We start from the raw sequence: 10,942 nt of genomic DNA on the forward strand, positions 1-10,942 counted from the left end.
CACAACACAACAACAATATGACCACACTGCTCGACACCATCCACAGCCCGGCGGACCTGCGCCAGCTGAAACGCAGCGACCTGCCGCAGCTTGCGCGCGAGCTGCGCGAATTCATCGTCGAATCGGTGAGCAAGACCGGCGGCCATTTCGCCTCCAACCTCGGCAGCGTGGAGCTGACCGTCGCCCTGCACTACGTGTTCAACACCCCGGACGACCGTCTGGTGTGGGATGTCGGCCACCAGACCTACCCGCACAAGATCCTCACCGGCCGGCGCGAGCGCATGCACACCATGCGCCAGCAGGGCGGCCTCGCCGGCTTCCCGAAGCGTGACGAGTCCGAGTACGACACCTTCGGCGTCGGCCACTCGTCCACCTCCATCGGCGCCGCGCTGGGCATGGCGGTCGCGGCACAGCTGCAGGGCATCGAGCGCCACTGCGTCGCCATCATCGGCGATGGTTCGATGACCGCCGGCCAGGCCTTCGAGGCACTGAACAACGCCGGCGCGATGGACACCAACCTGCTGGTGATCCTCAACGACAATGACATGTCAATCTCGCCCAATGTCGGCGCGCTCAACAACTACCTGGCCAAGCTGATGTCCGGCCGCTTCTACGCGGCCATGAAACAGGGCAGCAACAAGGTGCTGGGCGGCATCGCCCCGCCGCTGCGCGATATCGCCAGCAAGGTGGAAGAGCACGTGAAGGGCTTTTTCACCCCGGGCACGCTGTTCGAGGAGTTCGGCTTCAACTACATCGGCCCGATCGACGGTCACGATGTCGACGTGCTGACCGACACCCTCCACAACATCAAGAGCCTGAAAGGCCCGCAGTTCCTGCACATCGTCACCAAGAAGGGCCAGGGCTACAAGCTGGCCGAGAACGACCCGGTGAAATACCACGGCGTGACCAAGTTCGACCCGGCCAACGGCCTGTCCGGCAGCAAGAGCGGCGGTAAGCCGCAGTACACGCAGGTGTTCGGCGACTGGATCTGCGACATGGCCAAGCTGGATTCGCGCCTGGTCGGCATCACCCCGGCGATGCGCGAAGGCTCCGGCCTGGTGCGCTTCGAGCAGGAGTACCCGCAGCGCTACTTCGACGTGGCGATTGCCGAACAGCACGCGGTCACCTTTGCCGCCGGCCTCGCCTGTGACGGCCTGAAGCCGGTGGTGGCGATCTACTCCACCTTCCTGCAGCGCGGCTACGACCAGCTGATCCACGACGTGGCGCTGCAGAACCTGCCGGTGGTGTTCGCCATCGACCGCGCCGGTCTGGTCGGCGCCGACGGCCCAACCCACGCCGGCTCCTTCGACCTGTCCTTCCTGCGCTGCATCCCCAACATGACGGTGATGGCACCGTCGGACGAGAACGAGTGCCGCCAGATGCTGTACACCGCGTTCACGCTGGACGGCCCGAGCGCGGTGCGCTACCCGCGCGGCACCGGCCCCGGCGCCGCCATCGTGCCGGAAATGTCAGCGATGCCGATCGGCAAGGGCCACATCCGCCGCCAGGGCGCCGGCAAGGTGGCCATTCTCGCCTTCGGCAGCATGGTGACGCCGGCGCTGCAGGCGGCCGAGGTCTTCGACGCCACCGTCGCCGACATGCGCTTCGTCAAGCCGCTGGACGCCGAACTGGTGCTGCAGCTGGCCGCCAGCCACGAGCTGATCGTCACCGTCGAGGAGAACGCGATCATGGGGGGCGCCGGCAGTGCCTGCGGCGAAGTGCTGGCTGCGGCCAACGTGCAGGTGCCGCTGCTGCACCTGGGTTTGCCGGACGACTACGTCGAGCACGGCGACCCTGCCGTGCTGCTGGCCGGCTGCGGCCTCGACGCCGCCGGCATCGAAGCCGCCATCGCCGCCCGTCAGGGGCGCTAACCCGCATCGCCGGAGGGCGCGCGCATGAGCAACTGGGATCTGGGCAGCTGGCTGTCACTGGCCGATTCGCCGTATGCCGCGCTGCCGGCCATCGTGACCAGCCTCGGCATCGGCCTGCTGATGGGGGTGGAGCGCGAGCGCAAGAAGCGCACGCTGGCCGGCATCCGCACCTTCCCGATGACCGCGGTGTTCGGCTGCCTGCTGGCGGTGCTGTCGCAGCACGGCAGCCCGAACTGGCTGCTGCCGGCGCTGGGCCTGCTGGTGATCGCCAGCCTCGGCTTCCTGCCGCTGGGCCGCGAGTCGGAGGAAAACGAGCCGCGCACCACCACCGTGGTGGCACTGGTGGTGGCCTACGGCCTGGGCCTGCTCTCGGCCAACGGGCTGGAAGAGCTGGCCGTCGCCGTTGCCATCATCGTCACCGGCCTGCTGTACCTGAAGCCGGAGCTGAGCGGCATCAGCCAGCGCCTGGACCGCCGCGACCTGCTGGCGCTGCTGCAGTTCGCCGCCCTCACCTTCATCGTGCTGCCGGTGCTGCCGAACCAGGGCTTCGGCCCCTACGCCGCCTTCAACCCGTACCGGGTCTGGCTGATGGTGGTGCTGATCGTCGGCGTCGGCCTCGCCGGCTACTTCGCGGTGCGCATGCTCGGCGAACGCGTCGGCACCCCGGTGCTGGGCATCCTCGGCGGCCTGGTGTCCACCACCGCCACCAGCCTGGTCTATGCCCGCGCCGCGCGCGACAACCCGGCCTCGGTGGCGCTGTCGGCACGGGTGATCCTGCTCGCCAACCTGGTGCTGTTCGTGCGGCTGGCACTGATCACTGTCGCGGTGACACCAGAGGCACTGGAAGGCGCCATCCTGCTGATGGCCCCGCCGCTGCTGCTCGGCCTGTTGACGGTGATGCTGCGCCCGCGCCATGCCGCCAATGGCCAGCACGAGACGCCGGCGCTGCAGCTGAGCAACCCGGCCGAGATGAAACTGGCGCTCAGCTTCGCGCTGGTGTTCGCCATCGTGCTGGTCTGCAGCGCGTGGCTGAACGACCTGTTCGGCCAGCGCGGCGTGTACGTGATCGCACTGATCTCCGGTCTCAACGACGTCGACGCCATCACCCTGACCGCGCTGGAGATGCTGGGCAAGCAGCAACTGGCGATGATGCCGACCCTGCTGGCGATCAGCATCGCCATCGTCAGCAACACCCTGTTCAAGTTCGGGCTGATCTCCAGCTTCGGCGGCCGCCTGCTGGCGCTGCGCTGCCTGCCCACCTTCGTGGTGATGCTGCTGGGGCTGGCCATCGGCCTGTGGCTCAACCTGGTCGCCGGCTGAGCCTGCCCGCCGTTCAGGCGTCGGCGCCGACGGCGCGCAGCCGCTCGCGGATCGCCTCCGGAATCGACACCGTCTTGCCGGCCTGGTAGTCGACCCACACCAGCGTCGCCTCGCCCACCGCGTACACGGTATCGGCATCGCCCTCGACCCTGAAATGGTGGCGCAGCTTCAGGCTGCTGCGGCCAACCTTTTCCACCTCGATGCTGATCAGCACCGTCGCCGGATAGGTCATCTCGCGCTTGTAGACACAGCTGGTGCTCCCCAGCACCGGGCCGATGCCCTGCGGGTCGATCGGGTAGCCGATGTCGTCCAGCCACTCGACGCGGATCTGCTCCATGTAGCGGAAGTAGCAGGTGTTGTTGAGATGGCCGACCGCGTCCATATCGCCCCAGCGCATGCTGATGCGGCGGGTGTCGAGCAGTGGCAGGATTTTTTCCATCGTGGGCTCCGGTGTCTGGTTGCATTGCAGCATGCGATCATAGCGCGCTCCTGACGTTAACGTCAGCACGCTGCCGCGCAACACAGTGTTCAGCTTGCGCTAAAATGGTGGGCTTACCTGCCTTCAGCTCATCATGGCCAAACTCTTCTTCCGCTACGCCGCTATGAACAGCGGCAAAAGCACGCAACTGCTGCAGATCGCCAACAACTACGAATCGATGGCCAAGACGGTGCGGCTGTATACCGCCGCCATCGACGACCGCTTCGGCGTCGGCAAGATCACCTCGCGCCTCAATATCCAGCGCGACGCGCTGACCTACGACGACCGTCTCGATTTTCTGGCCGAGGACTACGCCGGCATCGCCTGCGTGCTGATCGACGAAGCGCAGTTCCTGAGTCCGCAGCAGGTACAACAGCTGCACCGGCTGGCGCATACCCGACACGTGCCGGTGATCTGCTTCGGCCTGCGCAGCGATTTTCGCGGCGAGCCCTTTCCCGGCGCCGCCTGGCTGCTGGCACTGGCGGAAGACATCGAGGAGATCAAGACCATCTGCCACTGCGGCCGCAAGGCCACCATGCACATCCGCCGCGACGGCGACGGCCGGCGCATCAAGGAAGGACCGCAGGTGGAGATCGGCGACGAGGCCCGCTACCACGCGGTATGCGCCAAGTGCTTCTACGCCTGAGCGGCAACACCACACTCCCCCGGCAAAAACGCCAGCGCCCGGCGCTGGCGTTTTTTCTGGCCGCCTTGCGGCCAACCTTGACCTCTCCGCCCGCCTTTTCCTGAGCGCGCCGCAGTCTCGCCTTTCTGTGGCGCCGGCCTTGGCACTATAAAGAACTGCCACCCCGTTTCCCGCCACAAGGAGCGCCCCATGTTGCCAGCCGGTAGTCAGGATGCGGTCGACAGTTTCTATCACCTGCACGGCGAGGACCCGGCCGCGCTGCCCTGCCAGGGGCTGGCCTGCTTTGCCGCACGCGCGCAGGCACCGGCGGCGTGGCACGCGGCGCAGCGGCAGGACCGCGGGCTGTACTGCCACGGCCAGTGCCACCAGCCTCCCGGAGCGGCGCCGGTGCGCCCGCACATCGCCAGCCTGCTGCCGCATAGCGTGCTGCTGGACAATGTGCTGGCCGGCGGCATCCACGACTTCGGCGCCTACCTCGCGCGCGGCGGCGGCGTGGCACTGCAGCAGGCGCGCCGCATGAGCCAGGTGGCGCTGCTGCAGGCACTGGACGACAGCGGCCTGCGCGGTCGCGGCGGTGCGGGCTTCCCGGCCGGACGCAAGTGGCGCGCCGCGGCGGCGGCCGGCGGCAGCCGCAAATACCTGGTGGTGAACGCCGACGAGGGCGACCCCGGCAGCTTTTCCGACCGCTACCTGCTGGAAGACGACCCGTATTGCCTGATCGAAGGCTGCCTGATCGCGGCGCAAGCGATCGGCGCCCGCCACGGCGTCATCTACCTGCGCAAGGAATACCCGCACGCCGCCCGCGTGCTACAGGTCGCGCTGCAACAGGCACGCGACGCCGACTGGCTGGGGACGGATTTCGAGCTGACGCTGCACATCGGCGACGGCAGCTACCTGTGCGGCGAGGAAACCGCGCTGCTCAATGCGCTGGAAGGCCGGCGTCCGGAGGCACGGCTGCGCCCGCCACAAATCACCACGCACGGACTGCACGGCCAGCCCACGCTGCTGCACAACGTGGAAACCCTGTGCGCGGTACCGTGGCTGATCCGCCACGGCGCGGCGGCCTACGCCGCACTGGGGGTTGGCCGCAGTCGTGGCAGCAAGCTGCTGTCGCTGAACGCGAGCTTCAACCGCCCCGGCCTGTACGAGGTGCCGTTCGGCCTGCCGCTGCACGCCATCGTGACCGAGCTGGGCCTGGGGCTGCGCCACGGCAGCCTGCGCGGGCTGATGGTAGGCGGACCGCTGGCAGGCCTGGTGCCGCCGGCGCTGCTGGACACGCCGCTGGACTACGAGGCGCTGCACGCCATCGGCTGCGCCGTCGGCCACGGCGGCGTGATCGCCTTTGCCGACGACACCCCGCTGCTGGCCATCATGGCCGAGGTGTTCCGCTTTGGTGCGCGCGAGTCCTGCGGCAAGTGCACGCCCTGTCACTACGGCGCCGCCGAGCTGGCGCGGCAGTTTGCCGCCGCCGCCGACGGCCAGGCCATCGACGGCGCCCGCTGCCGGGCGCTGCTGGACAATCTGGCGCAGGCCAGCCTGTGCGGCCACGGCCGTGGTCTGGCCGAGTTCGCCCACGCCCTGCAACGCCACTACCCGGAGGAGCTGCGCGCATGCCTCGCCTGATACTCAACGGCCAAGCCCATGACGTGCCGGCCGGCACGCTGCTGCTGGACGCACTCGCCGCTGCCGGCAGCCAGGTAGCCCATCTGTGCCACGACGCGCGGTTGGCACCCAGCGGTGGTTGCCGGCTGTGCCTGGTCGCCATCGACGGCCAGCCGCTGCCCCAGCCCGCCTGCGCCACCCGCGCCGAAGACGGCATGGTGGTGCACAGCCACACCCCGGCGCTGGAAGCGCTGCGCCACAGCAATCTGCAACTGCTGGCCGAGCGCTACCCGGCCGACGCGATGGCAGCGCACCCGGAACTGCCCTTCCATGCCCTGCTGCGCCAGTACCACATCCAGCCCGGTGGCAAGGCGACCGGCAACGGCTTCCGTGACGACAGTCATCCCTACATCGGCGTGGACATGGATCGCTGCATCCACTGCCAGCGCTGCGTGCGCATCTGCGACGAGGTGCAGGGCCAGCTCGTGTGGGCGGCGTGGGGGCGCGGCGAGCAGACCCGCATCGCCACCGCGCACGGCAACAGCATGCTGGCCGATGGCTGCGTCAGCTGCGGTGCCTGCGTCGACAGCTGCCCCAGCGGTGCGCTGTTCGACAAGCCGGTAACCGCCGCGCAGCAATGGACGCGCACCACCTGCGGCTACTGCGGCGTTGGCTGCCAGATGGACGCCGGCAGCGCCGATGGCCGCGTGGTGGCGGTGCGCCCGGCGCAGCACCCGGTGAACCGTGGCCACCTGTGCCTGAAAGGCCGCTACGGCTTCGAATTCAACCACGCCGCCGACCGCGTCACCCAGCCGATGATCAAACAGCACGGCGAGTGGCAGCCGGTAGGCTGGGACGAGGCGCTGGGCTTTGTCGCCAACCGCCTGCTGGCCATCCGCGGCCAACACGGGCCGGACGCCATCGGCGTGCTGGGCTCGGCGCGCGCCAGCAACGAGGAAAACTACCTGGCGCAGAAGTTTGCCCGCGTGGTCGTCGGCAGCAACAACGTCGACTGCTGCGCCCGCGTCTGCCACACCCCCAGCGCCAAGGCGCTGAAAACCATGCTCGGCACCGGCGCGGCCACCAACCACTTCGACGACATCGAGCAGGCCGCCACCATCCTGCTGTGCGGCTGCAACCCCACCGAGAACCACCCGGTCGTCGGCGCCCGCATCAAGCAGGCGGCGCGCCGCGGCGCCCGGCTGCTGGTGATCGACCCCCGCCGCACCGAGCTGGCCGCGATGGCCGACGTCCACCTGCCGGTGCGCCCCGGCCACAACGTGCCGCTGCTCAATGCGATGGCCGCCACGCTGATAGCGGAAGGCCTGCTGAACCACGACTTCATCGCCGCGCGGGTGACGGGTTACGCCGAGCTGGCCGACTTCCTGCGCGACTACACCCCGGAACGGGTCGCCGCCGGCTGCGGCGTGGCGGCGGCCGACATCCGCGCCGCGGCGCGCCTGTACGCGACGCAAGGCCCGGCGATGTGTCTGCACGGCCTGGGCGTCACCGAGCACCTGCAGGGCACCGAAGGCGTGATGTGCCTGATCAACCTGGCCCTGCTCAGCGGCAACCTGGGCAAGCCCGGCAGCGGCATCAACCCCTTGCGCGGGCAGAACAACGTGCAGGGCGCCGCGCACATGGGCTGCGACCCGGCCACCCTGACCGGCGCGCAGTCGTTCGCCGACGCCGGCGAGCGCTTCGCCGCGCACTGGGGCACGCCACTGCCACAGAACCGCGGTCTGGACCTGCTGCAGATGATGGACGCGGCCCGCGACGGCCGGCTCAAGGCGCTATGGGCGATGGGCTACGACATCTACCTGACGCTGGCCAACGAGGCCGCCACCGCGGCCTCGTTGGCGCAGCTGGAGCTGGTCATCGTGCAGGACCTGTTCCTCAACGAGACCGCGCGCCGCTTCGGCCACGTGTTCCTGCCGGCAGCCTCCTTCCTGGAGAAGGACGGCACCTTCATGAATGCCGACCGCCGCGTGCAGCGCATCCGCCAGGTGGTACCGCCGCCCGGCGACGCCTTGCCCGACTGGCAGATCATCTGCCGCCTGGCCGCCGCCATGGGCCAGCCGGCGGGCTTCGACTTTGCCGAGCCGCAAGCCGTCTGGGACGAGATCCGCGCGCTGTGGCCGGCCGGGGCCGGCCTGAGCTACGCGCGGCTGGCACAGGAAAGCCTGCACTGGCCCTGCCCGGACGAACAGCACCCCGGCACGCCGGTGCTGCACGGCACGCGCTTTGCCAGTAGCCAGACCGCCACGCTGGCCTGCATCCCCTTCCTGCCCAGCAGCGAGCAGCCGGATGACGACTACCCGCTACTGCTGGTCACCGGCCGCGCGCTGGTCCACTTCAACGCCGGCACCATGAGCTATCGCGGCCGCAACGCGCTGCTGCGGCCGTCGGACACGCTGGACATGGCGCCGGCGGACGCCGCGCGGCTGGGGCTGCAACAGGGCGAGCGCGTGCGCCTCCACAGCCGCTACGGCAGCGCGGTGCTGCCGCTGAACATCAGCGACGCACAGCAAGCGGGGCAGCTGTTTGCCAGCTTCCACCGCCCGGACCTGCTGCTGAACCGGCTGACCTCTAGCGTGCGCGACCGGCTGGTGCACGCCCCGGAGTACAAGCTGACCGCGGTGCGGGTGGAAAAGGCGACGGATTAACCGACAGGGGGAAACGCCATGGCGCTATACGGTTTTGACGCCTTCTCGCCGGCACAGATCGCCGAGAAGATCGAGCAGGTCGGCGTCAGCAAGGCGCGGCTGCCGCTGCTGCAGATGGTGCTGCTGGGCATGCTGGCCGGCGCCTTCATCTCGCTGGGCGCGCTGTACTTCGTGCTGGTCGTGAGCGATGCCACGCTGGGCTTCGCCGCCAGCCGCGTGCTGGGCGGTGTGGTGTTTTCCTTGGGGCTGTTGCTGGTGGTAGTGGCCGGTGCCGAACTGTTCACCGGCAACAACCTGCTGATGATGGCCTGGGCCGACGGTCGCATCAGCAGCTACGCGCTGCTGCGCAACTGGGTGGTGGTGTGTGCGGCCAACTTTGCCGGCGCCGCCGGCATGGCGCTGCTGGTGTGGCTGTCCGGCCACCCGGCGATGAACGACGGCCGCGTGGCGGCGCTGGTGGTCACGCTGGCCGGCGCCAAGTGCGCGGCACCGTTGGCCGCGCTGTTCTGGAAGGGGGTGCTGTGCAATATCCTGGTGTGCCTGGCGGTGTGGATGGCGATGGCCGGGCGCAGCGTCACCGACAAGTTCGTGGCCGTCGTGTTCCCAATTTCGGCCTTTGTCGCCGCCGGCTTCGAGCACAGCATCGCCAATATGTACCTGATCCCGCTGGCGATGCTGCTGCAGGACAGCGTGCCGGCTGCGCTGGTATCGCCAGCGCTGGGCGTGGCCGGCCTGCTTCGCAATCTGGCGGCGGTGATCGCCGGCAACATCCTCGGCGGCAGCGTGCTGGTGGCGCTGGTCTACCACCTGATCTACCGCCGTGGCCTGCCACCGCCGGCAGCGTAGCGGGCCTGGAATGAAAAACGCCATCGCAGCGCGACGGCGTATCGGGCAGAAAGCTTGTGGCCAACCTTGTCAGGCGGTGCCGCCGACGGTGAGGCCGCCGTCGATGCGCAGCGTCGGCTGGCCGACGCCGACCGGCACGCTCTGGCCTTCCTTGCCGCAGACGCCGACGCCCTCGTCCAGCGCCAGGTCGTTGCCGATCATCGACACGTAGTTCAGCACGTCCGGGCCGTTGCCGATCAGGGTGGCGCCCTTCACCGGGTAGGTCAGCTTGCCGTTCTCGATGCGCCACGCCTCGGAGGCGGAGAACACGAACTTGCCGCTGGTGATGTCGACTTGGCCGCCGCCGAAGTTGGCCGCGTAGATGCCGTCCTTGACCGAGGCGATGATCTCTTCCGGCGCCTTGTCGCCGCCGAGCATGTAGGTGTTGGTCATGCGCGGCATCGGGATGTGGGCGTAGGACTCGCGGCGGCCATTGCCGGTCGGCGCCACGCCCATCAGGCGCGAGTTCATCGCGTCCTGCATATAGCCCTTCAGGATGCCGTCTTCGATCAGCACGGTACGGTTGGTGGCGTTGCCTTCGTCGTCGATCGACAGCGAACCGCGGCGCGCCGACAGCGTGCCGTCATCGACCACGGTGACGCCGGCGGCGGCCACGCGCTGGCCGATCATGCCGGAGAAGGCCGAGGTGCCCTTGCGGTTGAAGTCGCCCTCCAGGCCGTGGCCGATGGCTTCGTGCAGCAGCACGCCCGGCCAGCCGGAGCCGAGCACCACCGTCATCTGCCCGGCCGGTGCCGGCCGCGCCTCCAGATTGACCAGCGCCTGCTGCACCGCCTTCTGCGCGTGGTGCTCGATCACCGCGTCGGTAAACTGCGTCAGGTCGTAACGGCCACCACCGCCACTACTGCCCATCTCGCGGCGGCCATCCTGCTCGGCGATCACCGTCACCGAGATGCGCACCAGCGGCCGCACGTCGGCGGCGCGTACGCCGTCATGACGCGCGACATAGACCACGTCGTACTCTGCGGCCAACCCTGCCATCACCTGGATCACGCGCGGGTCGATGGCGCGCGCCAGCCGCTCGATGCGCTCCAGGATCGACACCTTGGCCTCGGCCGGCAGGCTGCCGACCGGGTCGATCGCCGGATACAGGCCGCTGCCGCGACGCAGCGCCACCGCGCCGGCATTGCCGTGGCCGCCGACGGCGCCGATGGCGCGCACCGCGTCGGCGGCCTCGCCCAGCGCGAAGGCACTGATGTCGTCGGAGTAGGCGAACGCGGTCTTGTCACCGGACACCGCGCGCACGCCGACCCCCTGGTCGATGCTGAAGCTGCCGGCCTTGACGATGCCCTCTTCCAGGCTCCAGCCCTCGCTGCGCGTGTACTGGAAATACAGGTCGGCGTAATCGACCTGATGCTGCAGCATGCGGCCGAGGGTGGCCTCGATCACCTGTTCGTTGACGCCGTACGGCGCCAGCAGCAGGCTGTCTGCGATGGAAATGGCGTTGCTCATGACT

Annotated in this window: 8 protein-coding genes; 6 read left to right on the forward strand and 2 right to left on the reverse strand. The window is 69.0% G+C overall.

Going from position 1 to position 10,942, the window contains the following annotated elements; all coding sequences use genetic code 11:
• Nucleotides 1–17 precede the first annotated feature (17 nt).
• Nucleotides 18–1,871 carry a 1-deoxy-D-xylulose-5-phosphate synthase gene (gene dxs / locus IE100_RS08485; RefSeq protein WP_189373664.1) on the forward strand — a complete coding sequence of 618 codons (1,854 nt, stop codon included), beginning with the start codon at nucleotides 18–20 and terminating at the stop codon, nucleotides 1,869–1,871.
• Nucleotides 1,872–1,895: 24 nt separating this feature from the next.
• Entirely contained in the window at nucleotides 1,896–3,191 is a 1,296-nt protein-coding gene (locus IE100_RS08490; protein ID WP_189373665.1) for an MgtC/SapB family protein, read from the forward strand.
• 13 nt (nucleotides 3,192–3,204) lie between these two features.
• Here IE100_RS08490 and IE100_RS08495 read toward each other — a convergent pair whose 3' ends face one another.
• Complete coding sequence (locus tag IE100_RS08495; RefSeq protein WP_189373666.1) at nucleotides 3,205–3,630, reverse strand: acyl-CoA thioesterase; 426 nt, start codon at nucleotides 3,628–3,630, stop codon at nucleotides 3,205–3,207.
• A 133-nt stretch (nucleotides 3,631–3,763) separates the two neighbouring features.
• Here IE100_RS08495 and IE100_RS08500 point away from each other — a divergent pair, with 133 nt between their 5' ends.
• The 4 genes from IE100_RS08500 (at nucleotide 3,764) to IE100_RS08515 (ending at nucleotide 9,429) form a co-directional block, all read left to right on the forward strand.
• Nucleotides 3,764–4,315, forward strand: coding sequence for a thymidine kinase (locus IE100_RS08500; RefSeq protein ID WP_189373667.1), 552 nt, complete (start codon nucleotides 3,764–3,766; stop codon nucleotides 4,313–4,315).
• 189 nt (nucleotides 4,316–4,504) lie between these two features.
• On the forward strand, nucleotides 4,505–5,938 hold the full coding sequence (locus IE100_RS08505) for an NADH-ubiquinone oxidoreductase-F iron-sulfur binding region domain-containing protein (protein WP_189373668.1): 1,434 nt from the start codon (nucleotides 4,505–4,507) through the stop codon (nucleotides 5,936–5,938).
• The gene (gene fdhF, locus IE100_RS08510) at nucleotides 5,926–8,583 is read left to right on the forward strand and encodes a formate dehydrogenase subunit alpha (RefSeq protein ID WP_189373669.1); all 2,658 of its coding nucleotides are present in this window, start codon (nucleotides 5,926–5,928) and stop codon (nucleotides 8,581–8,583) included. The genes IE100_RS08505 and fdhF overlap by 13 nt, the downstream gene beginning before the upstream one ends.
• An 18-nt stretch (nucleotides 8,584–8,601) precedes the next feature.
• A complete protein-coding gene (locus tag IE100_RS08515; protein WP_189373670.1) occupies nucleotides 8,602–9,429 on the forward strand; it encodes a formate/nitrite transporter family protein in 828 nt (275 codons plus the stop codon).
• 69 nt (nucleotides 9,430–9,498) lie between these two features.
• Here the strand turns inward: IE100_RS08515 and tldD are convergent, their stop codons facing one another.
• Nucleotides 9,499–10,938, reverse strand: coding sequence for a metalloprotease TldD (tldD, locus tag IE100_RS08520; protein ID WP_189373671.1), 1,440 nt, complete (start codon nucleotides 10,936–10,938; stop codon nucleotides 9,499–9,501).
• Nucleotides 10,939–10,942: the final 4 nt, after the last annotated feature.

The sequence above is a fragment of the Vogesella alkaliphila genome, assembly GCF_014652475.1.
Taxonomy (GTDB): domain Bacteria; phylum Pseudomonadota; class Gammaproteobacteria; order Burkholderiales; family Chromobacteriaceae; genus Vogesella; species Vogesella alkaliphila.

What these genes read in the sequence shown, in the direction of transcription:
- IE100_RS08495 (WP_189373666.1), bottom strand. Translation starts at nt 3,630, where the DNA reads ATGGAAAAAATCCTGCCACTGCTCGACACCCGCCGCATCAGCATGCGC.
- fdhF (WP_189373669.1), top strand. Translation starts at nt 5,926, where the DNA reads ATGCCTCGCCTGATACTCAACGGCCAAGCCCATGACGTGCCGGCCGGC.
- dxs (WP_189373664.1), top strand. Translation starts at nt 18, where the DNA reads ATGACCACACTGCTCGACACCATCCACAGCCCGGCGGACCTGCGCCAG.
- IE100_RS08505 (WP_189373668.1), top strand. Translation starts at nt 4,505, where the DNA reads ATGTTGCCAGCCGGTAGTCAGGATGCGGTCGACAGTTTCTATCACCTG.
- tldD (WP_189373671.1), bottom strand. Translation starts at nt 10,938, where the DNA reads ATGAGCAACGCCATTTCCATCGCAGACAGCCTGCTGCTGGCGCCGTAC.
- IE100_RS08515 (WP_189373670.1), top strand. Translation starts at nt 8,602, where the DNA reads ATGGCGCTATACGGTTTTGACGCCTTCTCGCCGGCACAGATCGCCGAG.
- IE100_RS08490 (WP_189373665.1), top strand. Translation starts at nt 1,896, where the DNA reads ATGAGCAACTGGGATCTGGGCAGCTGGCTGTCACTGGCCGATTCGCCG.
- IE100_RS08500 (WP_189373667.1), top strand. Translation starts at nt 3,764, where the DNA reads ATGGCCAAACTCTTCTTCCGCTACGCCGCTATGAACAGCGGCAAAAGC.